This is a genomic window from Dorea ammoniilytica (assembly GCF_025567415.1).
GTDB lineage: Bacteria > Bacillota > Clostridia > Lachnospirales > Lachnospiraceae > Claveliimonas > Claveliimonas ammoniilytica.
The window spans coordinates 181515-206452 of the sequence record NZ_JAOQJV010000001.1 but is presented as its reverse complement, the minus strand read 5'-3'; the positions used below and the strand labels follow the sequence as shown (position 1 = coordinate 206452).

The 24938-nt window shown below is 43.7% G+C and carries 27 protein-coding genes, 1 other RNA gene and 1 pseudogene; 6 read left to right on the top strand and 23 right to left on the bottom strand.

Annotated features, from left to right (window positions below):
• Positions 1-5 precede the first annotated feature (5 nt).
• From OCV65_RS00990 to OCV65_RS00925, 14 genes are all read right to left on the bottom strand, one after another.
• Positions 6-2384 carry an ABC transporter permease gene (locus OCV65_RS00990; RefSeq protein WP_262580608.1) on the bottom strand — a complete coding sequence of 793 codons (2379 nt, stop codon included), beginning with the start codon at positions 2382-2384 and terminating at the stop codon, positions 6-8.
• The gene (locus OCV65_RS00985) at positions 2384-3103 is read right to left on the bottom strand and encodes an ABC transporter ATP-binding protein (protein ID WP_262580607.1); all 720 of its coding nucleotides are present in this window, start codon (positions 3101-3103) and stop codon (positions 2384-2386) included. The genes OCV65_RS00990 and OCV65_RS00985 overlap by 1 nt, the downstream gene beginning before the upstream one ends.
• 23 nt (positions 3104-3126) lie before the next feature.
• Positions 3127-3894 (bottom strand): alpha/beta hydrolase, encoded by a 768-nt coding sequence (locus OCV65_RS00980; RefSeq protein ID WP_262580606.1) that lies wholly within the window; start codon positions 3892-3894, stop codon positions 3127-3129.
• A gap of 247 nt (positions 3895-4141) precedes the next feature.
• On the bottom strand, positions 4142-5626 hold the full coding sequence (locus tag OCV65_RS00975; protein WP_262580604.1) for an AAA family ATPase: 1485 nt from the start codon (positions 5624-5626) through the stop codon (positions 4142-4144).
• 237 nt (positions 5627-5863) lie between these two features.
• Positions 5864-6259: a DUF6591 domain-containing protein gene (locus OCV65_RS00970; RefSeq protein ID WP_262580603.1), complete on the bottom strand. Its 396-nt coding sequence runs from the start codon at positions 6257-6259 to the stop codon at positions 5864-5866.
• A 190-nt stretch (positions 6260-6449) separates the two neighbouring features.
• Positions 6450-7460: a GGGtGRT protein gene (locus OCV65_RS00965; RefSeq protein WP_118382649.1), complete on the bottom strand. Its 1011-nt coding sequence runs from the start codon at positions 7458-7460 to the stop codon at positions 6450-6452.
• 93 nt (positions 7461-7553) lie between these two features.
• On the bottom strand, positions 7554-8246 hold the full coding sequence (locus OCV65_RS00960; RefSeq protein WP_118382648.1) for an iron-sulfur cluster assembly scaffold protein: 693 nt from the start codon (positions 8244-8246) through the stop codon (positions 7554-7556).
• A gap of 104 nt (positions 8247-8350) precedes the next feature.
• On the bottom strand, positions 8351-9784 hold the full coding sequence (locus OCV65_RS00955) for a GNAT family N-acetyltransferase (protein ID WP_262580602.1): 1434 nt from the start codon (positions 9782-9784) through the stop codon (positions 8351-8353).
• Positions 9775-10269 (bottom strand): CinA family protein, encoded by a 495-nt coding sequence (locus OCV65_RS00950; protein WP_262580601.1) that lies wholly within the window; start codon positions 10267-10269, stop codon positions 9775-9777. Before OCV65_RS00950 ends, OCV65_RS00955 begins: the two co-directional genes overlap by 10 nt.
• 1 nt (position 10270) lies before the next feature.
• On the bottom strand, positions 10271-10813 hold the full coding sequence (gene pgsA / locus OCV65_RS00945; protein ID WP_118382645.1) for a CDP-diacylglycerol--glycerol-3-phosphate 3-phosphatidyltransferase: 543 nt from the start codon (positions 10811-10813) through the stop codon (positions 10271-10273).
• The gene (rimO, locus tag OCV65_RS00940) at positions 10813-12135 is read right to left on the bottom strand and encodes a 30S ribosomal protein S12 methylthiotransferase RimO (protein WP_118451855.1); all 1323 of its coding nucleotides are present in this window, start codon (positions 12133-12135) and stop codon (positions 10813-10815) included. Before rimO ends, pgsA begins: the two co-directional genes overlap by 1 nt.
• A 70-nt stretch (positions 12136-12205) precedes the next feature.
• Positions 12206-12451 carry a DNA-directed RNA polymerase subunit omega gene (gene rpoZ / locus OCV65_RS00935; RefSeq protein ID WP_118382644.1) on the bottom strand — a complete coding sequence of 82 codons (246 nt, stop codon included), beginning with the start codon at positions 12449-12451 and terminating at the stop codon, positions 12206-12208.
• Positions 12452-12455: 4 nt separating this feature from the next.
• Positions 12456-13076, bottom strand: coding sequence for a guanylate kinase (gene gmk / locus OCV65_RS00930; RefSeq protein WP_118382643.1), 621 nt, complete (start codon positions 13074-13076; stop codon positions 12456-12458).
• 11 nt (positions 13077-13087) lie between these two features.
• A complete protein-coding gene (locus tag OCV65_RS00925; RefSeq protein WP_262580600.1) occupies positions 13088-13969 on the bottom strand; it encodes a YicC/YloC family endoribonuclease in 882 nt (293 codons plus the stop codon).
• Positions 13970-14127: 158 nt separating this feature from the next.
• Between OCV65_RS00925 and OCV65_RS00920 the strand changes: the two genes are divergently transcribed.
• Genes OCV65_RS00920 through OCV65_RS00910 form a run of 4 tightly spaced genes read left to right on the top strand, consistent with a single transcriptional unit; the run spans position 14128 to position 16578 of the window.
• Positions 14128-15870, top strand: coding sequence for an Rqc2 family fibronectin-binding protein (locus OCV65_RS00920; RefSeq protein WP_262580771.1), 1743 nt, complete (start codon positions 14128-14130; stop codon positions 15868-15870).
• A gap of 18 nt (positions 15871-15888) precedes the next feature.
• Positions 15889-16158, top strand: a complete 270-nt coding sequence (locus OCV65_RS13395; protein ID WP_317258737.1) for an AzlC family ABC transporter permease — start codon at positions 15889-15891, stop codon at positions 16156-16158.
• Positions 16082-16252 carry a hypothetical protein gene (locus tag OCV65_RS13305; protein ID WP_317258746.1) on the top strand — a complete coding sequence of 57 codons (171 nt, stop codon included), beginning with the start codon at positions 16082-16084 and terminating at the stop codon, positions 16250-16252. The genes OCV65_RS13395 and OCV65_RS13305 overlap by 77 nt, the downstream gene beginning before the upstream one ends.
• Positions 16249-16578, top strand: a complete 330-nt coding sequence (locus tag OCV65_RS00910) for a branched-chain amino acid transporter permease (RefSeq protein WP_262580599.1) — start codon at positions 16249-16251, stop codon at positions 16576-16578. Before OCV65_RS13305 ends, OCV65_RS00910 begins: the two co-directional genes overlap by 4 nt.
• Positions 16579-16583: 5 nt before the next feature.
• Here the strand turns inward: OCV65_RS00910 and OCV65_RS13390 are convergent.
• From OCV65_RS13390 to pheA, 4 genes and pseudogenes are all read right to left on the bottom strand, one after another.
• A pseudogene (locus OCV65_RS13390) lies at positions 16584-16688 on the bottom strand (sulfite exporter TauE/SafE family protein); the annotation flags it as partial.
• A complete protein-coding gene (locus tag OCV65_RS00900) occupies positions 16682-17284 on the bottom strand; it encodes a hydrolase (RefSeq protein WP_262580598.1) in 603 nt (200 codons plus the stop codon). The gene OCV65_RS00900 and the pseudogene OCV65_RS13390, both read right to left, overlap by 7 nt.
• 28 nt (positions 17285-17312) lie before the next feature.
• Positions 17313-18605 (bottom strand): ATP-binding protein, encoded by a 1293-nt coding sequence (locus OCV65_RS00895; protein WP_262580597.1) that lies wholly within the window; start codon positions 18603-18605, stop codon positions 17313-17315.
• Between the two features lie 26 nt (positions 18606-18631).
• A complete protein-coding gene (gene pheA, locus OCV65_RS00890) occupies positions 18632-19762 on the bottom strand; it encodes a prephenate dehydratase (protein WP_262580596.1) in 1131 nt (376 codons plus the stop codon).
• Positions 19763-20039: 277 nt separating this feature from the next.
• Between pheA and pyrB the strand changes: the two genes are divergently transcribed.
• Positions 20040-20957 carry an aspartate carbamoyltransferase gene (gene pyrB, locus OCV65_RS00885; RefSeq protein WP_262580595.1) on the top strand — a complete coding sequence of 306 codons (918 nt, stop codon included), beginning with the start codon at positions 20040-20042 and terminating at the stop codon, positions 20955-20957.
• A 10-nt stretch (positions 20958-20967) separates the two neighbouring features.
• Positions 20968-21435: an aspartate carbamoyltransferase regulatory subunit gene (locus OCV65_RS00880; RefSeq protein WP_118382636.1), complete on the top strand. Its 468-nt coding sequence runs from the start codon at positions 20968-20970 to the stop codon at positions 21433-21435.
• 67 nt (positions 21436-21502) lie between these two features.
• On the opposite strand, the gene rnpB is transcribed toward OCV65_RS00880, so the two are convergent.
• From rnpB to OCV65_RS00855, 5 genes are all read right to left on the bottom strand, one after another.
• An RNA gene (gene rnpB, locus OCV65_RS00875) (RNase P RNA component class A) lies at positions 21503-21855 on the bottom strand.
• Between the two features lie 47 nt (positions 21856-21902).
• Complete coding sequence (gene rnhA, locus OCV65_RS00870) at positions 21903-22376, bottom strand: ribonuclease HI (RefSeq protein WP_118382635.1); 474 nt, start codon at positions 22374-22376, stop codon at positions 21903-21905.
• 55 nt (positions 22377-22431) lie between these two features.
• Positions 22432-23109 (bottom strand): MBL fold metallo-hydrolase, encoded by a 678-nt coding sequence (locus OCV65_RS00865; RefSeq protein WP_262580594.1) that lies wholly within the window; start codon positions 23107-23109, stop codon positions 22432-22434.
• A 16-nt stretch (positions 23110-23125) separates the two neighbouring features.
• On the bottom strand, positions 23126-23596 hold the full coding sequence (locus tag OCV65_RS00860) for a MogA/MoaB family molybdenum cofactor biosynthesis protein (RefSeq protein WP_118382633.1): 471 nt from the start codon (positions 23594-23596) through the stop codon (positions 23126-23128).
• 140 nt (positions 23597-23736) lie between these two features.
• Positions 23737-24885, bottom strand: coding sequence for an iron-containing alcohol dehydrogenase family protein (locus OCV65_RS00855; protein ID WP_262580593.1), 1149 nt, complete (start codon positions 24883-24885; stop codon positions 23737-23739).
• Positions 24886-24938: the final 53 nt, after the last annotated feature.

The following is a 24938-nucleotide window of genomic DNA, read 5'->3' as shown; positions in this document are numbered from 1 at the left end:
CTCACTTATTCGCACCCTTTCAGTACCTCCACCATATCCAGTTTATGGATACGTTTGGAGAACATGAAACTTACCAGCATAGATACCGCCATGACGAGTATTCCGGACAGCACGTAATCGATCATCGGTAATTTCAGCATATAGTCAAAATTCTCGCCATTACTGTTCATCATCGCATTCAATGACACATTGCCAAGCGGGATACCAATCACGATTCCGACCAGTGACAGCCACAGATTCTGCACACTGAGAATCTGGCGGATCCTACCGGAACGGAAGCCCATAACCTTCAGTGTTGCCAGTTCCTTGATTCGTTCATTAAACGACAACGAACCGGAATTGTATAATACAACGATGATCATAATGGAAGAAAATCCGATCATCATATATACCATAAGATTAACCATTGACATACTGTTCTCATATGCCTTTTCCATATCTGGTTTACTGGATACGCTGATAATATAGTCTTTATCTTTCGTATTCTCTGGTTTCTGATTACTCATCAGCAGGGTCGGTGTATATTCTGCGCCTGTCTCTTCATAATCTTCTCTGAGCATCGCAATTCCCTGTGTATCCGAACACCGATAGATCATGCCGACTTTTGCTTTATACCAGGTATTCTTTGAATACAAATGCCAGTATATAGTATCTCCAACCTTAATATCCATACCTTCTGCCAGTTTCCGGCTTAAGCCAACCGTACCCGGTACAAGATCTGTTACTTTATTATTCAGATCCAGAATATTATAGAGATGTTCTCCTTCCAGAACCGTAATGGTCTCTTTCTTCTTCTCTTTTGAGGATGCATTTTTCACCTTTGAGATTTCCACTGCATCCTGCATCACCAGTTCTCCGTCCACACTGTCTGCCAGTGCATCCACATCCGATAGTTTAGCATCTGACGATAGTTTTGTCTGATATTCTGCTACTGCTGTCCGCTCAAAATTCAGATCCACCATCGTGCTAACTAATGAGCCGCATCCGGTTCCGTACATCATCATGAGCATTCCGACTGCCGTTCCGACAACACACATAAATGCTCTTAACTTCGCACGCGATATGTCGCGCAGATTATACTGGCTGTTAAATGACAGTTTCTTCCAGAATGGCAACTTTTCAAACAAACACCTTTTGCCCTGTCTCGGCGGCGCCGGGCGAAGTGCTTCCGCCGGGCGTATCCGCAAAATCTTTCTGCAGCTCAGATATGCTGATAATACACATACCAACACGACTACCAGAGAAATCACCAGATACATCGGATGGAAAACGGAATGCAGATCCGGTACAATGTACCACGCTCCAAACACACTCATGATTGTCGGGCATCCCCATAAAATCCCAAGCAACAGACCAACGCTCACACCAAGCACCGATACTACAAGGCTGAAGCTTACATAATGAAGCAGTGCCTTCCATTTCTTCATACCCAGCGCATTCAATGTACCGATCTGTGTCCGCTGTTTTGCCACCATACGGTTCATTGTAGTTGCAATTACCAACACCGCAATACCCACAAATATCACAACAAACACATAAGAAAATGACTGATGCTGGTCAAGCTCACTGTCAAGTCTTGCAAGTCCAGGCACCGATTTACGATCGATCATTGCCGAATAATCATGATCCAATGCCTCAGCGATTTCATCCTCATGCTCCAGTGCTCCATTATCTTTGGTACGGATAATCATCTGCGTATACGGCATAGAATCATACTGATCCGAAGATGCCAGTCCCGCGATCACATCCACAATACTAATCTTTCCCTGTGTAAAGAGATGCTGTACATACTCCTCTGCCGGAAATCCATCCATAGACATATACACGATTGCGATATTTTCCAGATAAGTATCTGCATCTCCGTCTGCCTGACGATATTCGTATTCCGCGCTCTCAGTCAGTCCTTTTATCGTCTTAGTAAATGTTACTCCGTCATACTCAATGGTAAATCGATCACCCACATGAAGATTCCGCCTCTCGGCAAATGCATTGGCAATCCAGACACCATCTTTATCTGAAGGATCAAACTTCTCACCTGAAATATAATATGGTGTATTGACCGTATTTTCATTTTCCAGGAAGATATCCACCTGTGCCCCATCGCAGTCTGGAGCCGTGCCTGTAATAGTAGTCCGAAGCTGAACCGACTGGACGAAATCAAGATCCCGTACTTTCTCTAACTGTTCTTCTGAAAATCCTTCTCCATATACCCATACATCGGACAGATTGCACTCCTTATGATATGCCTCTCTGGCAACATTCTGCGATAATACATGTCCTTCAAAGGTGCAGAATAATGTCATTGCCAGTGCCGATAACAGAAATACTGAGAAAAATGCTCCAAAATTCTTCCTAAAATCACGCAGCATTTTGCGAAACAGCATTACCACTCCACCTCCCTTACCGGAAGCGAATTCTCATTGATAACGATCTCGGATATCTTACCATTTTTCATACGAATCACCTTATCCGCACACTTGGCAATATCCGCATTATGGGTAACAATGACTACCGTATTACCATGCTCTTTTCCAAGCTTCTGAAGAAGCTCGAGCACAATCACACCCGTCTCGGAATCCAGTGCGCCGGTTGGCTCATCACCAAGGATGATCTGCGGTTTCTTGGCTAATGCTCTGGCGATAGACACTCTCTGCTGTTCACCTCCCGATAACTGCGATGGAAATTTATCCTTGTGATCCGCAAGACCTACTGCTGCCAGCATCTCATCCGCACTCGCCGCATTCTTGACAATACTCTTCGTCAATGCCACATTTTCATATGCCGTCAGTGTCGGGATCAGGTTATAAAACTGAAAAATAAATCCAATCTTCTCTGCCCGGTAATCGGATAACTGTTTATCCCTCATATTGGATATCGTCGCCCCATCAATGATCACTTCGCCTTCCGTAGGCTGATCCATGCCGCCAAGCATATTCAGCACAGTAGACTTGCCCGCGCCCGACTGTCCAAGGATTACCACAAATTCACCCTTATCAATCGTAAAATTAATATGGTTGACCGCATACTGTAAGGCTTCCCCCTCACCATAAGTACGTACTACATCCCGAAATTCAATGACTGTCTGTCCCTCTTTACTGCTCATATACCGTCCTCCCGGTGTCTGTTTTATCTCTCTTTTATCTGTACAGGCACACCTTTTTCTATCAACGTATCCAACATCTTAGCAAATCCTTTCGGATCACGGATCTGATATTGCATATGTTTACATCCTTCAAATACCGGATACTGACCATACGGATACACCCGCATGACCGCTTCACGGTATTTCAAATGATCTTCTATACTTCCAAATTCAAACACAGTCCGCCTCTGTAACTCCTCTGACAGTGCCGGAAATGGTTTATCTTCCAGACTGTCTGCAAGCTGTCTCCGTATATTACCATAGGTCAGTGCTTTTCCCGCCGCGATAAAATAAGGTTTAATCGCTTCATCATCGCACCACAGAATCTTTTTCAGCGTTTTTCCGTTTGACCAGTACAGACTCTTAATCGCCAGATATAAAAACGGAACCATGATCCAGCGCGTCATTTTAGCAATCTGTGCAAATTGTCCGCCGTCAAAAAATACATGCTCTACTTCAACTCCTGATTTTGTCAGGAATGTCATTGCAAGATCTGCCCCGATAGAAGACGCCACCACGAGTGCCAATCGGTCAATCTGCTGTCCTTCAAGAAACTTCCTGATCTGCTTTATCTCTTCTGTCTTACTTTCGTATCTCTGTCCTTCACAATACACCGTCGATGTCGGCATAATACAATAATATGTTTCCTGTAGATATTCCGCCACAGGTATACTGCTTGCACCCGTCACACCCATTGCATGGAAAAATAATATTGCCGGATTGGACTTATTTCCTATCGTCTTAAAAAGCATAATCAAACCTTCTTTCACTGCCTCGCTGCCAACGTTATATTCGTCATAGCTTACGTTCGTTAGTTTACACTAACTTATATTCAAAATTATACCATGCATCTCTTACGTGTCAAGAAATGCATGGCATTAAGTATCTGTCAAAATCTGATTTTATGAAATTCTTCCATTCTCCATCTCATACACAATGTCCGCCACATTCTCCTGTCTGGAAATGCATGGTATAACAATCATCATTTTCTATGACACTCTAACTCAGTAATTCTCTTACGCTTTCCGCATCGTATACCACTTCTTTTACATGCTCTACTTCAATTTTATACAGTGCATGTGCTGCAATATGCTCTGCCGCCTGTTCCAGATCACGGATACCGCTGGTGTTAGAATACAGCTCGATGACTGCATCCAGTGCTTCGTCCGTCATAATACACTCATCTGCTGAAAGCCCGATTCTCCTCAGAATCTTTGGAAGTGCAAATTTGGAAAAGATTACTTTCTTCTCTTCAGCCGTATAATCCGGAATGTCGATGACTGCAAAACGTGACATCAACGGTGCACTGATCTGATCTCTGTCATTGGCTGTTGCAATCGGATATACGCCGGATGTAGGAATCATACATTCCATATAATTATCCGTAAATCCAAGATTATCAAGGAGTGTCAACAGTACATCCGCCGGGTTACCATTCCCTTTTCCTGATGCTGCTTTATCCAGCTCATTAATAATAAATACCAGATTAGAAGACTCTGCCATGCCAAAGGCTTCCATGATAATACCTGGCTTTGCATTAGAATAGATTCTGGAACTTCCGGTAAGCTGTTCCGGGTCATTGATCGAACTCATATCCAACGTACTCCAAGGGAGCTTCAAAATACGAGCCACCGCATATGCAATCTGTGACTTACCTGTACCTGCCGGACCGATCAACAACAGTCCATATGCAGGCAATGTATGAGTACGGTTAATCTGAATGATCGTCTCAATGATTCTCTGCTTTACACGCTCCATGCCATATAATTCTTCATCCAGAATACGTCTCGCTTCCGCAGGATCAATTGCTTCAAAATAATCCTTTTTCCACTGAATGTTTAACATCATAGACAGTGCTCTCTGCGCATGGCGGCGTTCCTCCGGAGACACTTCATGCGAACGTGCTACCGCAAGATTTCTTCTCGCCCAAAGTCGGATATTATCCGGTAATGTCCGTCCCGCACAGTTCAGGAAATCTGTGATACTCTGAATACTGGTAAGTTTCATATCGTCACCAGACTCTTCCTGATCTTCATCATCTATCTCTTCTTCCGGTGCATCACTTGCAAATAATCTTTCAATCATAAACTGCAGGAATCCATCTTCGGCGGAAAGCTTTGTACCTCCGCCAAATGCAATCTCACGGATACGGTATACACAATAACCTTCTGAATTATTTACTCCAGACAAACGTACATTAATCCGGTTCTCACCCAACCATTTTAACAGGCTTACAAAACGTGAATCCACGCGAAGAATATCAGCACTTACTTTGCCGCCTTCCTCATCAAATTCAAATGCAGTCTGCTTATTCTGATTAGCAAACACTCCACAAGAATGATGCTTCCATTCCTTCTTGCTATTATCCAGGATCAGAATCGGCTGCTCCGCAGATGCATGATCCGCATCTGATGCAAATGTTGTATAGGTACACTTCACCGGTTCTTTTGTATCCGGTGTATTATTAAAATCAAATACTGGCATTCTTCTACTCCTTATGCAATATATTTATTTAAAGCATTGTTCAATCATACATTTCAAAAAACATTCTCAGTTATTATACATCATTCCTTCGTAACAGGCTATATATTTCACTTCTAATTCGTCTCTATTTTTATATTATTTTTTATCAATCTCTGCATTGTAGCTTATAGTCTGATATCAAAAAAGCCCAGATCATTGTTATGACCCAGGCTTTCCTAATATTTATCTATACTCTGTTTATTCAACTACATTCATTGAAATGTTCATTACATTATCATCAGCCATAGATAACACTAATGTATATACTCCGTTATCTGCTGCATACATTCCATCCTCTGTTACAACATTGTTATCATATCCAGCATTTTTGCATTTCTCTATATATGCGTTGTAAGAATCTTCTGATGTGTTAGCAACATCTGCAACAACTGTTTTTTCAGTTGCATACATGCTTCCTGTAGATGATGCCGGTGTTGGGATTGAATGTGCCATGTCTGTATCCGGCCAGCTCATTTCCGTATATCCGGAGAGATCTGTCGTGAGATTATTTGTCTCCTCTGCTCTTCCCTGTCCAACTGCAAATCCACCAAGTACCAAAACCACTGCTAATGTTACTAATAATTTCTTTTTCATATTTCCATTCCTCCATTAGAACTCTTTTCCTATCGATGTTTGCATTATATAACATCCTACATTCAACAACAATTAGCAAAGGAAACAGAAAAATTTTCATTTTTATATCAGTTTGGGTATTTTTTAACAATAAAAAAGAACTATCACAGTAGTTTTACCAACTGTGAAAGCTCTTTTCATAAAATCATTGTTAGAATTTGCCAGCCTTTGCAGCTTCTTCAACGGAAACAGCTACAGCTACTGTCATACCAACCATCGGGTTGTTACCTGCACCGATCAGACCCATCATTTCTACGTGAGCCGGTACAGATGAAGATCCAGCGAACTGTGCATCAGAGTGCATACGTCCAAGTGTATCTGTCATACCGTAAGAAGCCGGACCTGCAGCCATGTTATCTGGGTGAAGTGTACGTCCTGTACCACCACCTGATGCTACTGAGAAGTATTTCTTTCCTGCTTCTACACACTCTTTCTTATATGTACCTGCAACTGGGTGCTGGAAACGTGTTGGGTTGGTAGAGTTACCTGTGATAGATACGTCTACGCCCTCTTTCCACATGATAGCTACACCTTCACGTACGTCGTTAGCACCGTAGCAGTTAACCTTAGAACGAAGTCCGTCAGAGTAAGATGTTCTCTGTACTTCTTTCAGTTCTCCTGTGTAGTAATCGTACTCAGTCTGAACGTATGTAAATCCGTTAATTCTTGAGATGATCTTAGCAGCGTCTTTTCCAAGACCATTCAGGATAACACGCAGAGGTTTTTTACGTACCTTGTTAGCCTTCTCTGCGATACCGATAGCACCCTCAGCTGCTGCGAATGACTCATGTCCAGCCAGGAATGCGAAACAGTCTGTATCTTCTTCCAGAAGCATCTTTCCAAGGTTACCATGTCCAAGACCTACTTTACGCTGATCAGCTACGGATCCCGGAATACAGAATGCCTGAAGTCCTTCTCCAATTGCTGCTGCTGCATCTGCTGCTTTTCTGCAGTCTTTCTTAATTGCGATTGCTGCACCTACAATGTATGCCCAGCAAGCATTCTCGAAACAGATTGGCTGAATGCCTTTGATCTGATTATATACATCAAGTCCGGCATCCTTTGTGATCTTTTCTGCTTCTTCGATGGAAGCAATGCCATAGCTTCCTAATACTTCATTGATTTTATCAATTCTTCTTTCATATGATTCAAATAAAGCCATTTATAATGTCCTCCTACTATATTTACGTTTCTTGAAATAACGCGGACTCAACTTGAACTAAATTCAACGCCTGTCTCTGTCCGCCTATCGCAACTACTCTTTTCTTGGGTCGATGATCTTCGCTGCATCTGCAACACGTCCGTACTGTCCTTTTGCTTTCTCCCAAGCTTCTGTCGGTGTGTCACCAGATTTGATGAAGTCTGTCATTTTGCCAAGAGATACGAACTGGTATCCGATGATCTCATCGTGCTCATCGAGAGCGATACCTGTTACATAACCTTCTGCCATTTCAAGGTAACGAGGACCTTTTGCCAATGTACCATACATTGTACCTACCTGAGAACGAAGTCCCTTTCCAAGGTCTTCCAGTCCTGCTCCGATTGCAAGTCCGTCCTCAGAGAAAGCACTCTGAGTTCTTCCGTATACGATCTGGAGGAACAGTTCTCTCATAGCTGTATTGATAGCATCACAGACAAGGTCTGTATTAAGTGCTTCAAGAATAGTCTTTCCTGGAAGGATCTCAGATGCCATAGCAGCTGAGTGAGTCATTCCTGAACATCCGATTGTCTCAACAAGTGCTTCCTGGATAATACCATCTTTTACATTAAGAGTCAGCTTACAGGCTCCCTGCTGTGGTGCGCACCAGCCGATACCATGTGTAAAACCTGAAATATCTGTGATTTCTTTTGCTTTTACCCATTTTGCTTCTTCCGGAATCGGAGCTGGTCCGTGATTAGCGCCCTGTGCTACTGGACACATCATTTCTACTTCGTGTGAATAAATCATTTTAAAACTCCTTTCAACATGTGCATGATTTTCTGACGCATGGTATATGTTACTTATTTAACACCAGGCGTAGTTATTTTCTCATAATTTACAGGATTCGTCAACTATTTTACCAAATCCCAAAACGTGCTGTCAGTCTTGCTGTCCTTCAGGTCATTAAGCTGGAATGGTGCTGTCACCCAGCCGTAATCTGGTGCATTTTCATCTTCTTTGTCATAATGGAATGATAATCCTATTTCAATGCCGTCCTTATCCATGAAGAACACTGGTGTAAATGTGCCATTCTGTGTATCTTCGCCGGACAGAACTTTGGCGAGACTGTCTGTATTCTGATCTGCAAGCAGAGATTTGTCATCTGCTTCACTCTGCATCTCTTTCAGCCATTTATTTACGAAGGTCTTATCTGTATTTACAATATCTTTCACATCGTAGACTGTACCATCTTTCAGATTGATATTCTTAGTACGAAGTCCCACATAAGAATATTCTGAATTGCCCTCATAACTGTAATCCTCATATGCCACACAGATATAATCCTGTGTCAGATAAGTCACTTTATATTTCACAAAATCTGCGATTACCGGGCTTTCTGCTTCCAATACCCGGTTTCTGATCTCATTATCCGGATTCTCATAAATCCGGTCTACGGTCTCCATCGCGCAGTTCTTCAGTTCGTCATTCACTTTTGCCTGAATGTCCTGATTCTCCATGCCATCAAGCTGTGGATAATAAATTTCAAACTGCTGCGTTACGGAAGACTGATTCTCCGGTGAATAATTATAGGTCTCATCTTTCACTTCAAATGGAAGATCTTCTGCCTCATATTCCGGAATCTGATCCAGACCGGACTGCTGCTCAGTCTCCGATCCATCTCCCATTCCAAAATCATACTCACCCGAATCTCCATTGCCATAATCTCCAAATGGGTTCTCCTGTTCTTCCGCATATGTATCGGATTCCTGCACAATGGATGCTGCTTCTTTGACCACCATGCAAATCAAAAGTGCAATAAGCAGACAAACCCCGACAATGATCAATGCGATCCTCTTCTTCGGTTTCTTTGCCGGTATACTTCCCGGTGCGATCAGCAGTTCCATCGGAACAAATATTTCTGCTCCGACATTCTGAACCGGTGCCACTTCCCGAAATCCCAGATGGTTAAATGCTGTTACGGAAGCCGGTACAGCACGCACTGTCATTCTGGTAATCACAAGCGCCTGTGCGCAGAACTGATACATTCCCTGCATTAGCTGTCTTGCTACACCTTTTCTCATCCATTCTTTTCGCACATACAGAAACAGGACATTGCCGCGATTATTGATGCCGCCGACTCCGCAGAGTTCAGTTCCTTCCCACGCACCAAAAAGGATGACCTCTTTATTCTGTATACGTGGCATAATATGCTCATATCGGATCAGTTCCCTGAATCCGGCAACAGCTTCCGGATTCTGAAGTGGAGCCACATCCGAAGCATATACTTCCCAGATCAGGTGAAGTGCAGACAATACCTCATCCGGATTCAATGGTCTTACAAACATATAATCTCCTCCCTCAACAGGGTAAGTGCGCGTACAACTGCATAATCTCTGTTTTTCTGTCGATTGCCGGTAAAATGGAATTCCTCTACACGGACTTTTCCATTGACACAGCATCCGATGTATACCAGACCTACCGGTTGCTCTTTGGTGCCACCATCCGGTCCCGCAATACCTGTTACCGATACTGCCACATCTGCTCCGGATACCCTGGCTGCTCCGGCTGCCATCTCTGCTGCTGTTTCTTTGCTTACGGCAGTGTATTTCTCAAGGGTCTCGTGAGATACACCCACGATTTTTTCTTTTGCAGCATTTGAATAGGTAATATACCCTTCATTAAATACCGCAGAAGCTCCCGGCACATTCATCAGTCTTCCTGCCAGAAGCCCTGCTGTACAAGATTCTACTGTTGTAACTGTCAGCTTCTTTTCCTTAAGAATATCAACAACCGCTTCTTCCAGTGTAACATCCTCTTCGGTCGCATTCATCCTACATGCCTCCCTTTGTGAGGACCTGAATATTCTTTCCGATATAATCTACCAGTGAGATTACAGTCAAAGCAAGTGATACCCATACCAGAATTGCCGCGATCGTATTGAAAACGCCACCCAGATCAGCAATCAGAAGGATAATCATAAACATCTGTGATACCGTTTTGAATTTGCCCCAGTAGCTTGCTGCGATGACCACATTATTATCAGATGCTACCAGACGGAACCCGCTGATAATAAATTCTCTTGCAATAATGATGATAACATACCATGCAGTCAGCTTGCCAAGTGGAATAAAACAGATCATAGCGGAACATACCAGCATCTTATCTGCCAGTGGATCCATAAATTTTCCAAAGTTCGTTACCAGGTTACGTGCTCTCGCAATCTTACCGTCCAGCATATCTGTCAGACTTGCCACACAGAAGATGACCAGTGTGATCCATTTATTCGCAGGGCCTCCGATATCTGTCAGCATAAATAATACAAAAAACGGAACCATAATCATTCTAAGTACTGTCAGTTTATTAGGTAAATTCATTACATCAACTCTCCTATCAAATCATATTCCATTGCTCCGGTTACTTTTACCTTGGCAAAATCTCCGGACATCAGTTCTTCATCCGTATTGATAAATATCAGACCGTCTACATTCGGTGCATCCCGGTAAGTTCTGCCTACATATGCATTCTCATCAGCGACCTTCCCCTCGATCATCACCAGAACTTCCCGATCGATCATATCTTCTGCAAGATCAAATGCAATCTCCTGCTGAAGTTCCATCAGTTCTGCCTGTCGGTCTTCTTTCACTTCCTCCGGAATCTGATCCGGCATCTCCGCTGCAGGTGTATTCTCTTCCGGTGAATAAGTAAATACGCCAAGGCGGTCAAATTCCATCTCATCCACGAATTCTACCAATTCCTGATGCTGCTCCTCTGTCTCTCCCGGGAATCCCGTGATCAGGGTTGTACGAAGTGTGATATCCGGAATCTCTTCCCGCAGTGTACGGATCGTATCCACAAGCTGTGCCTTTGATGTTCTTCTGCCCATCTTTTTGAGGATTGCATCACTTGCATGCTGGATTGGCAGATCCAGATAATGACAGATCTTCGGCTCTTCCTTCATCACCCGAATCAGATTCGCATCGATCTCTTCCGGATAACAGTACAGCAGACGGATCCACTGGATACCATCAATCTTACAAAGTTCCCTAAGCAGACGATGTAATGACTTCTCTCCATAGATATCCTGTCCATAAACGGTAGTCTCCTGCGCTACAAGAATCAGTTCCTTAACGCCGCCTTCCGCCAGTTCCTTTGCTTCTTTCAGAAGCTGCTCCATTGGAACGCTTCGGTAATTACCGCGAACTTTCGGAATAATGCAGTAGGTACAATGCTTGTCACACCCTTCTGCAATCTTCAGATATGCGTAATGACCTCCGGTTGTCACCAGTCTCTTGGAGGACACCTGTGGAAGTCTGTCAATATCTTCCAGATACATCTCTGTATGACCGTCCAGTGCTTCATCGATTGCTTCTGCAATCTTATCATAAGAAGCTGTACCAAGCACAGCATCCACTTCCGGAATCTCATCAATGATCTCCTGCTGGTAACGCTGTGCAAGACATCCTGTCACAACCAGTGCTTTTAAGCGTCCTGTCTTCTTATACTCAGCCATCTCCAGGATTGTCTGAATACTTTCTTCCTTGGCATCATGAATAAAGCAACAGGTATTGACCACGATCACATCTGCGATCGTCTCATCATCTACAATCTGATATCCGCGGGAATCAAGAAGCCCGAGCATGACTTCCGAATCCACCAGATTCTTGTCACACCCCAGTGAAATAAATAAAATATTCATTCTTATTCTCCCTTGTTACATATTTCTTGAAAAGGCAGATACCATCCGGCACCTGCCTCTTGTTCCTTAATTATTCGGCGTCTTCTTCCTCACCGATGATAGTGATTTTACCACTGTTCAACTCATCAACTGCGATAGACAGCGGCTTGTCACCAGGCTTGGTATCTACTAATGGAAGCGCTCCATCGATCAGCTGTCTGGCTCTCTTCGATGTAGCCATCACGATAGAATAACGGCTGCTGACTACTCTTGTCTCACCGTCTTCTGCTCCTTTGTTCACTTCTTTCATCAAATCTGTATAAGATGGATGTAACATATCATTATTCTCCTTTCAAATCTCTCTTAATCTTGTCTGCAAATGCATGATTTCTCGTACTGCGATTGTGCTCTGCCTGAATGATCCGATGCACTTCATCTACACAGGTATCCAGATCATCATTGATCACATAATAATCATACGATTCCATCCCATCGGATTCTTCGATGGCTCTCTGCATCCGCTGTTCTATAACTTCCATGGTCTCTGTACCACGTCCGATCAACCGCTTTCTAAGCTCTTCTGCTGACGGCGGAGTCACAAATAAGAGCAATGTATCCGGGAACTTTTTCTTAACTTTCAACGCACCCTGGATCTCAATCTCAAGAATGACATCCTTACCCGCTGTAAGCTGTTCCTCCACATAAGCTCTTGGTGTCCCATAGTAATTATTCACATACTCAGCATACTCTATCAATTCTTCTTTCGCAATCATTTTTTCAAATTCTTCCCTGGTTTTGAAAAAATATTCCCGACCGTCTGTCTCGCCTTCTCTTGGAGCTCTGGTAGTTGCTGAAATGGACAGGGCATAGTTGTCATATCTTTTCAGAAGTTCTTTCATGATCGTTCCTTTTCCGGAACCTGAGAAACCGGAAACAACGATTAATATTCCATGTGTATTCATAACCGGTCTCCTTATTCGATATTCTGAATCTGTTCACGTACTTTCTCAATCTCTGTCTTCAAGTCGATTGCGTAGTTCGATACTTCGATATCATTAGCCTTAGACAGGATTGTATTCGCCTCACGGTTCATCTCCTGTGCAATAAAGTCAAGCTTGCGGCCGATTCCATTTTCTTCTGTTGCAAATGTCTCCTTCATATGAGCAATGTGGCTTTTCAGACGTACCACTTCCTCATCGGTACAGATCTTATCTGCGAAGATTACAACCTCTGCCGCAATACGTCCTTCGTCCATCTGGGTATCAGCAAGAAGTTCTTTGACCTTTTCCTCTAACTTGGCACGATACTCTGCCACAATCTCCGGTGAACGAACTTCAATGCATGCCACTTTCTCAGACATACCGTCTAACTTGGCAATGATATCATTCTTCAGATTCTCACCCTCAATACCTCTGGTCTCTACAAACTGCTTCAGTGCACCTTCCAGTGCCTTCTTCAATCCTTTCCACAGCTCATCCTCATCCGCAGACTGTTCTTCCATCCTAAGAACCTCCGGACATCTGGATACGGTAGATACACGGATATCATTCTCCAGGCCAAAGGTCTCTTCCATTTTTTTAAATGCGTCCAGATATTCCTTCGCCAGAGACTCGTTGTACTTCAGGGCTACCTGATTCTCTGTAAGATCTTCATATGTAATAAAGATATCGACCTTTCCTCTGGTCACATACTGCTTCAATACGGTGCGGATTGCACTGTCAAAGAAATTCAGCTTCTTTGGCATACGGATATTCGCATCCAGATAACGGTGATTAACACCTTTCATTTCTACCGTGAATTTACGGTCGCCCTCTGACACTTCACAGCGTCCGAAACCCGTCATACTCTTAATCATAATATTCTCTTACCTTTCATTATTAAAAATCAGGACTGTCTGTCCATTCTCCTGTGATGCAGTCCCAGTTTTCCATGTAGCATTATAAAGCATTTTATTTGTTCCGTCAACAAATCTGTGTTATCATAGGATAGATATAAATGAAAGGACTACTTATTATGGCATTCGATGGAATTACCGTTGCTGCGTTAACGCAGGAACTGAAAAATACACTGGACGGCGGACGCATCAGCAAGATTGCACAGCCGGAATCCGATGAACTTCTAATCACGATCAAGACCCCACAGGGACAGAGACGCTTATATATTTCCGCAAGTGCTTCTCTCCCACTTGTCTATCTGACTGATGAAAATAAACCAAGCCCTATGACGGCACCGAATTTTTGTATGCTGCTCAGAAAACATGTGGGCAATGCACGCATTGTCGGCATCTCACAACCGCGCTTAGAGCGTATAATCAACATTCAGCTTGAGCATCTGGATGAGCTCGGTGATATCCGCCAGAAGACACTGATCGTTGAGATCATGGGCAAGCACAGCAATATCATTTTCTGCGATGAGTCCGGGCGGATCCTGGACAGCATCAAGCATGTATCTGCGCAGATGAGCTCTGTCAGAGAGGTACTTCCGGGCAGAGATTACTTTATCCCGGACACCATGCATAAGCTGGATCCGCTGAGTGCAGACCCAGAAGCATTTGCTGAAATGCTCCGTTCCAAACCAATGCCGATTAGCAAGGCACTTTACTCTGGTTTTACGGGCATCAGCCCTGTTGTAGCAGAGGAAATCTGTACCATATCCGGCATTGATTCCTCGATGACTGCCTCTGATCTGTCAGATGATATCATGCACCATCTGTACAATCAGTTCGAAATCTATATGGATCAGGTGCGTGAAGGACAATTTCAGCCAGTCATTTATTATGATAATGGCAATCCAAAAGATTTTTCCTGCCTGCCGCTATCTCATTACAGCGCCTATACTAAGACCTGCTTCGATTCCGTCTCTAAGCTCCTGGTCGGCTATTATGCAGAGAAGAATCTGATCACTCGTATCCGCCAGAAGTCTTCCGATCTGCGCCGGATCGTACAGACCGCACTGGAACGTGCCCGCAAGAAATACGATCTCCAGTCCAGACAGCTCCGTGATACCGAAGGCCGCGAAAAATATAAGATCTACGGTGAACTGATCAATGTCTACGGTTACAATCTGGAACCAGATGCCAAAGTATTGGAAGCAGAGAATTACTACGATAATAATAATCTCGTCAAGATACCGTTGGATCCGAATAAGACAGCACAGGAGAATTCACAGCGTTACTTTGCACGTTATAATAAATTAAAACGTACTTACGAGGCACTGAGCGAATTTATCAAAGAAACGCAAGACGACATTCTATATCTGGAATCTGTCAACAATGCCTTAGATATCGCACTTAGTGAGGATGACCTGGCACAGATTAAGGAGGAACTGACCCAGAGTGGATATATACGCCGTAAATTCACGAAGAGAAAAGTAAAGCTTAAGAGCCAGCCATTCCACTATCTGTCCAGCGACGGCTATCATATTTATGTAGGAAAAAATAATTTTCAAAACGAAGAACTGACTTTCCATTTTGCCAATGGTGGAGACTGGTGGTTCCATGCCAAGGGCACGCCTGGTTCCCACGTCATCGTCAAATCTCAGGACGGCGAGATGCCTGACCGAGTATTTGAAGAAGCCGGAAAGCTTGCGGCCTACTACTCCAAGAATCGCGGTAATGATAAGGTCGAGATTGATTATATCGAAAAGAAACATGTAAAAAAAGTAAACGGTGCCAGACCGGGCTTCGTCATCTATCACACCAACTATTCGCTGGTCATCGACTCAGACATCTCAGGACTGACTCTGCTGGAATCATAATGTGAAGGAGACTTAGCTATGAGATACAAAGCTTTAAAAGCCGCATTTCCCTATACTCTCCCGATCTTTACCGGATTCTGGTTCTTAGGCATGGCATATAGCATTTACGCCAATGCTTCCGGCTTTTCATTTTTATATCCGATGTTCATGAGTCTGCTGATCTATGGTGGTTCTCTGGACCATGTTTGTTGTAATCTTTCTGGAGCAATGGATGAAAGAAACGAATCACACAGCCTCCATTCTTGGGCTACTGATTTCCGTTATTTGTCTGATTTGCTTCGGTGCTGACGCATTTCTTATCCCAACTATGATTCTGATCGTTGTGCTGCTGGCACTGTTAAAGCCGCGACTCGATAAGAAAGAACAGGAGGATTCACCATGACACTCACACAACAGATTATCACCATTGCTATGTGTGTACTGGGAACCATGGCTACCCGCTTTTTGCCATTTATCATATTTAATGAAAAAAGGAGGACTCCCGAGTTTGTACAATATCTCGGAAAATTCCTCCCATCAGCCGTATTCGGCATGCTCGTTATCTATTGTCTGAAGAATGTAAGTCTGTTCCACGGAACCCACGGACTCCCGGAAGGAATCGCTATCCTCGTCACAGGCGTGCTTCATTGTTGGAAACGCAACATGCTGATATCCATCGCAGGAGGCACGATATGTTACATGCTCCTGCTTCATTTTGTCTTTGTATAATTCTATTACGTCAGAACATTGAACAGCATAATCACAATTCCAAGTACCACAAGGATCACACCCGTCATTCTATTCAATGCTTTTGGCGTTGCCTTATTGGCAATCACTGCTGTTGCGCACATTCCGCGTTAATCAGATCCTCGCTGGCTTTCATTGCCTCCAGCGTCATTGTCAAAAGCTTTTCAAGTTCCCATCCAAGCTGATCTGCGCCACGTTGTATCACTTCTCTTGAACATCCTGCGGCAAATCCTTTGCTCTTATATTTTTTCTTCAGAGACTTTAATTCCATATCTTTAGTGCTCTTAGACGGACGCATTAATGCTGCCGCCCAGATTAGTCCGGTCAATTCATCTGCTGCGAATAATACTTTTTCCATCTCATGTACAGGCTCTATATCAATTGTTGTACCACACCCAACTGTAATTCCATATCCGTGCGATACTACACTGTGGATAATATCCTCGCCCACACCGGCTTCTCTCAACAGTTCAGGCGCTTTCAGGCAATGTTCCTCCGGATATAATTCAAAATCAATATCATGCAGAAGTCCCACGATTCCCCAGTATTCCGCATCATCACCATATCCTAATTCATTTGCATACCATTTCATAACTGCTTCAACAGTATATGCATGTTGGATATGAAACGGATCTTTGTTGTATTTCTTTAATAACTGAACTGCATCTTCTCTTGCTATGTAACTCATCTTGTCTGCACCTTCTTAATATTAATTTTTATAACCTTGTTCCCAACAGATAATCCACGAACTGTTGTGCTGCCCTTCCGGACATACCGCCATGTGACAGTTCCCATTTATTGGCTTCTAACATCAGTTCTCCTTCTGTAATCTCAAGCTCTGTTCTTGACGCAAGCTGACGCACGATCTCCTGGAACTGCTTTTTATCCGGTTTGCCAAAGAAGATCGTCACGCCGAATCTTGCTACCAGCGACAGCTTCTCCTGTACGGTGTCATTGGTGTGCAGTTCTTCGTCTCTGTCTTCCTTGTCCTTGAATGTCTCTTTGATCAGATGTCTGCGGTTAGATGTCGCATAGATCAACACATTGTCCGGCTTCTTCTCCAATCCGCCTTCGATTACGGCTTTTAGATATTTATACTCAATCTCAAATTCTTCAAATGACAGGTCGTCCATATAGATAATGAACTTATAATTACGGTTCTTGATCTGAGCAATCACATCATTCAAATCCTGGAACTGATGCTTATAGACTTCGATCATACGCAGTCCCTGATCATAATACTGATTCAGGATTGCCTTAATGGAAGTGGATTTGCCTGTTCCAGCATCTCCAAACAGCAGGCAGTTATTGGCTTTCTTACCTTTCACAAATGCCTCTGTATTCTCGATCAGCTTCTTCTTTGCCATCTCATAGCCCACCAGATCATCCAGATGTACATGTGCGATCTTAGTGATCGGTACGATCTCAGCACCAAGTTCTGTATGTTCAATACGGAATGCTTTGTGCAGACCGAATTTACCCACACCGAATTCTTTATAAAACTGGGTAAGAACTGCCTTAAATTCCTCGATATTCTCTGACTCTGCCAGATGAATACTCAATTCACAGATACGGTCACGGATTCGCTTGTTAAATACGCTGCCATGTGCACCATCTGCTTTAAATCCCTTCAGCATAGACATACAGTCCACGCCAAGAGCTTTTTCAAGTTCTGTAAAATCATAATCATACAGTTCCTTAAAAATCGCAAAGTCATGCATTGCTACCTGATTCATACTTCCGTCAATCGCTCCTACGATCTCACAGGAAGTGCTGTAGGCATTCTCATCACTTGCCAGAAGAAACGTCAGATAATCATGCCAAAGATTACCGGTAAGTCCGTGGCTTACGGCAAGCTCCAGGATCTCATTCACACTGTCAAATAACAGACCTCTTAAGTCCTCTTTATTATAATATTCATTGTCATAGTTTTCCATCAGGAAAGCCATATCATTCAGTACCTGTCCTTGCTCCATATGGCGATACAACATCAGTTCATTTACTCTCATATTCTACACTTCTTTCTATACTTTCTCTAATAGTTGCCAAGTATCTTCAAACTCTTAGACTCTTCCCGCAGTCCGCGGATCGCATTCTTGACTGCCGCGTCACCCATATTCCCTTCAAAATCTACAAAGAAACGATATTCCCATGTCTTTCCCTCGATCGGACGTGACTCAATCTTGGTCATGTTCAGATCATTATAAATAAAATGGGACAATAGATGATACAGAGATCCGCTTTCGTGAGCCACTTCAAAGCAGATACTGATCTTCTGTGCCTTCTTCAGAAAAATCTTCTGATTGGTTACCACAATAAATCTGGTAGAATTGTTGTGATTGTGATTGATCTTCTCTTCCAGAATCTTAAGTCCGTAGATCTCCGCTGCGTGTTCACTGCAGATTGCCGCCTGTGTCGGATCATTTTCATTCAGGATTTTCTTTGCTGCTACTGCTGTATTGGCTGCACCAATCTGCTGCCAACTTCCATGACGGTCCAGGAATTTGGAGCACTGCATCAGTGCCTGCGGATGTGAATACACACGCTCGATGCTTTCCAGTGTCGTATTCTCTGTACCCACCAGATAATGATTGATCGGCAGGATCACTTCACCAACGATATAATTTTCAAATTCCTCCAGCAGGTCATACATCTCACTGACCATACCCGCAGATGAATTTTCAATCGGAAGAACTGCAAAATCTGCAGATCCTTCCTCGATTGCTTCCATGGCATCCCGGAATGTCTGCACATGAAAACTGTTCACATCCTTGGAAAAGAACTTATGCATGGCAGCCTGTGAATATGCTCCATCTGTCCCCTGGAATACCACTCGGGAATTCTTCCAATCCAACTCTTCCACTCCGATAAATGGAAGTCTTCCGAGCGCTCCCTTCTTGGTCAGCAACTGATACTGTAACTTTCGGCTCTGACTCATCAGCTGTTCAAACAGCTCGGTCAGTCCTTTTTTATAAAATGGATCCTTAGCCTCCCTTGTCACCTGCGCTAACTTCTGTTGCTCCCGGTTCCGGTCGAAGACCTTCCTTCCTTCTTCTATCTTAATCTCGCCTACTTCTTCGCAGACCGACATTCTTTCTTCGTACAGCTGTATGATCTGTGGATCAATACGATCCAGTTCATTTCTCAGTTCCTCTAACGATCTCATATCGTTCTCCTTTATCCTACTTATTCAAAGTTCTTGAAACTTTATTATCTCGTGTGATAAACACATACTATCGACTATTATACAACAGCTTTTTTTCAAAATCCAGACGACGCCTTTTAAAAAATATATATCTTTTCATTGAAAATTGATCTGGATTAGTATATTATATTAACGAACTAGAGATCATTAAATGCAAGAAGTTGTTCAGGAAGGAGGCTAACCGCACACAGATACTTTCCCGAAGGACTTCTTTTTTTATTTTACCAAGGAGGTTATTATGAGACATTTGATGAGTCCGCTGGATTTCACAGTGGAAGAAATTGACAAATTATTGGATCTTGCCGGTGATATTGAGGCACATCCAGACAAATACGCACATGCATGTGAAGGTAAGAAGTTAGCTACCTTATTTTACGAGCCGAGCACCCGCACTCGCCTCAGTCATGAAGCAGCAATGCTGAATCTGGGAGGCAGCGTACTTGGCTTTTCTTCTGCCGCATCAAGCTCTGCTACAAAGGGCGAGACGGTAGCCGATACGATTCGCATGATCAGCTGCTTCGCCGACATCTGTGCAATGCGTCATCCTAAGGAAGGTGCAGCGCTCGTAGCCAGTGAATATTCTTCCATTCCTGTAATCAATGCCGGAGACGGTGGTCATCAGCATCCTACCCAGACGCTGACAGACCTTATGACAATCCGCTCTCTGAAAGGCAGACTGAACCACATGAAGATCGGTCTCTGCGGCGACTTGAAATTTGGACGTACCGTACATTCACTGATCCATGCACTGGTGCGCTATCCGGGAATCGAATTCGTCCTTATTTCTCCGGAAGAACTTCGTCTTCCAAGTTACATGCGCCAGGATGTACTGGATAAGAACAACATTCCATATGAAGAAGTAGTCCGCATGGAAGACGCACTGCCGGAACTGGATCTTCTCTATATGACCCGCGTACAGAAGGAGCGTTTCTTCAATGAGGAAGATTATGTACGTATGAAAGACTTCTACATTCTGGATGCCCAGAAGATGGAACTTGCCAAATCAGATATGCTAGTTCTCCATCCGCTTCCTCGTGTTAATGAAATTGCAGTTGAGGTAGACAAAGATCCGCGTGCTGCATATTTCAAACAGGTTCAATACGGTGTGTATGCACGTATGGCTCTGATTCTGACACTGTTAAATATTGAAGTATAGGAGGCTCATTATGGTAGAAAATACATTAAGCGTCGGTCGTATCTCGGAAGGTTTCGTACTGGATCATATTGAGGCCGGTAAAAGCATGGAAATTTATAAATATCTGAATCTGGACAAATTAGACTGCTGTGTTGCTATTATTAAGAATGCACGAAGCGGTAAAATGGGTAAAAAAGACATTATGAAGATCGAATGCCCGATTGACTTTATGGATCTTGATATCCTTGGCTTCATTGATCACAATATTACAGTCAACATCATCAAAGATCAGAAGATTGTTGAGAAAAAAGCTCTGCATCTGCCTAAACAGATCTGCAATGTGATCCGCTGCAAGAATCCGAGATGTATTACTTCCATCGAACATGGACTGTCTCATATTTTTGTGCTGACAGATCCTGAGACGGAAACTTATCGTTGTAAATACTGCGAAGAAAAGTATGACGGTCGTCTCCGTTCTAAGAAAATAAAAGCAAAATAAAGGCCGGGGCTGACCCAATGTAACTAAAAAGATTGCGCGAAATGCGCAATCTTTTTTCATTCAAGTGGGTTCAAGCACAACGATAAGCCGGGTTATGTCGTTGAGTAATCATCTATCTAGACCTGCCGTTGCCAACAGGTTCAAGCAACCTACCTGAGAACCGACGGGCCGCCGTATCTTCTCTTTTCGGTCTTGCTTCGGATGGGGTTTACATGTGCCCCTGCTGTTACCAGCAGGGCGGTAGTCTCTTACGCTGCCTTTCCACCCTTACCTGATCCAAAGATCAGGCGGTATATTTCTGTTGCACTGGCCTTGGAGTCGCCTCCACCGGACGTTATCCGGCATCCTGCCCTGTGAAGCCCGGACTTTCCTCACCTGCAGCCTTTCGGCATTCGCAGCCGCGATTACTTGTCATACTTGAATCTCACGGTTCTTCATTTTATCACATCTTACGTTTCCATGCAAGATTAGATTCCTTCATCTGCAATCAGATCCTTGCCATCTGCCGCTGTTGTAGCGAGCTCATCGCATCGCTCATTCTGCGGATGTCCTGCATGGCCTTTGACCCAGTTAAATGTCACCCTGTGCGGTTCTTTTGCCTGCAGCAATCTCTTCCAGAGATCTACATTCTTCACCGGTTCATTCTTACCACGTTTCCAGCCCTTTTTGATCCATCCGTCAATCCAGTGCTGATTAAATGCATTTACCACATACTGGGAATCTGAATATAGTTCAATCTCACATGGACGGTTTAAAGCTTCAAACCCCGCAATGACTGCCATAAGTTCCATTCTGTTATTGGTCGTCTTAATATATCCCTGGGACAGTTCCCTGGTATGGAGTTCTCCCTTTGTATCCACATACTCCAGAACGGTACCATACCCTCCTGGACCATCCGGATTCCCCCGTGCCGCTCCATCTGTATAAATCTTAACTTTCATTACTTTAACCTCTCGCTTTTATAATCCGTTGCATCATCTGCTGATTCATCCAATATCATGATGCCATCACTTTCACAATCCGTTCACGATATGGTGCTGTCTCCGGCTGATGCAGCAGACGATCCTGGATCTCATACTGCCCCCACATATGCATCGGATACACTCGTTCCGTATCCGTGTGGCGCATATACCAGTCAATTCCCCAGTAATATGCATCCTCGAGTCTTGGATCTACCAGGACAAACGCCACGTCAACATGTTCCCCTTCCATTAACCGCAGGGCATTCTGATAATCTTCTTTCATCTGCTGATTATACTCTGTGCCCTCTTCTTCCCAATGCCACCAGTTCAGATCCCCTGCATGATAGATATGAACCTCTCGGGCTGATTCTGATGTCTGTATAGAAACAAAGAACGCTACGCCCTCATCCGTAGAGCGAAGCGTCTTTATCTTTATATTACCCAGGTCACAGAACTCATCCGGACCTAACAAGATCCGGTTCTCTGCCGGATCTGCATTGGTATCATCCGACAGAATGTAACGAATATCCACACCGCTTCTTTCCCACTCAAAGATCTCTTCATTAAAATGATCATGATGTGCGTGACTTACAAATACATAAACCGGCTTGTCCTCCGGAATCGTAATCTCTCCCGTCCAGTAATCAAACACAAGCATCATATCTGCAAAATCAACGGAAAATCCACTGTGCTGTATATAGGTAACGTTCATATGTAGTCTCTCCCACTTATACCTGCTTCTGGATCAGCTTAACTGCATGTGTGATCTCCGGAAGAATATACTCCAGACAATGCTTTGCTGCCCCTGGCTTACCCGGAAGATTCACAATCAGTACATTTCCTCTGATACCTGCTGCGCTTCTGTTCAGCATTGCACGTTTTGTCATCTGAGATGTATATGCACGCATAGCCTCCGGAATACCCGGTACCGGTCTGTCCACAATCTCCATGGTAGCTTCCGGCATACAATCACCGGCTGCGCATCCTGCTCCTCCTGTTGTAAGGATCAGATCTGCAAGTTCTCCATCTACCATTCTCTGCATTACTGTAGAAAGTACAGTCTTGTCACATGGAAGTGCTTTTTGAAATACGATATCGTGTCCGGCTTCCTCTAAAATATGGCGGATCACCTTGCCGCTGGCATCCTCTTCCTGTCCTCTGTAAATCGGCGTACTTGCCGTAATAACTGCAACTCTCATGATGTACCTCCAAATATCTTCATTTGTTCCTATCCATAATAATAACAACTATTCACTGTATTTGCAAGCTTTTCACCACATCACAGCATTCTCACATTTTACCATCTGCCACACGCATATCACCTTACACGCGCAATATCTTACATTGCTTTGTGATAGAGCATTTCAATATCTTTTAATGTACTCTGACGTGGATTAACAAGAATATTACCACTCTTCATGGCATCTGCAGCCATTTCCGGAATCTTGTCTTCTGTCACGCCTGCCTCAGCAAGACCTGCAGGAATACCAAGAGATTTGTTCAGCCTGAGGATTTCTTCTGTCAGCATAGAAGCATGGAAGTCTTCCGGAATCTTATGATCTTCTGAAATGAACTGATATAACTTTGCGTAACGTCCCTGATCAGCCAATTCATTGTACTCTACGATAACCGGCAGCAAAATGGCGTTCGCAACCCCATGCGGCACATCAAAAAATGCACTGACCGGGTGAGACATAGCATGTACATTTCCCAGTCTTGCCCACGAAAATGCAATTCCTGCGAACATACTTCCTGTCAACATTGCACTTGCTGCCTCAATGTCTTCTCTGTTAGCAACAAAACGTCTGATATTTCCTCCGATCAGTTCCAGTGCCTTTTCTGCCATCGCATCTGAGAACGGAGATGCTGCTCTTGACAAATAAGACTCCAGTGCATGGATCATCGCATCAATTCCACAGGATGCAGCAACAGATGCCGGCATAGATGTAAGAAGTTCCGGATCCAGGATCGCATATTTTGGAAGCAGATCAAAACTGAATACAGACAGTTTATAATTTCTGGTATGATCTGTAATTACAGAGAATGTTGTCACTTCACTTCCTGTTCCTGCAGTAGTCGGAATAGCAATAATCGTATCTACCGGTCCAGGTACTTTATCGCCGCCTTCGTATTCTGTGATAGAGCCGCCATATTTCGCCACAAGAACTACAGCCTTAGCCACATCCATCGGACTTCCACCACCGAATGCCACGATTCCATCTGCTTTCATTTCACGATATTTTGCTGCTGCCTTATCTACAGTATCTACGGACGGATTACCTTCTACATCAGTGAACATATCACAGCCAATTCCTGATTCTTTTACGTATCCTGCGACTTCATCTACCTTTCCCATCTTTCGAAGACGCGGGCCGGAAATGATCAATACATTTGTACAGCCGCTTTCCTTCAGAAGTTCCGGAAGCTTACGGATGCTTCCCTCCCCAAATACAATATTCTGCGGTACCTTAAACGAAAATTCTTTCATAACCTCTTCTCCTTTTTCTTTTCTTCAGAGCCACTTTTAAAACGCTCTTTGCG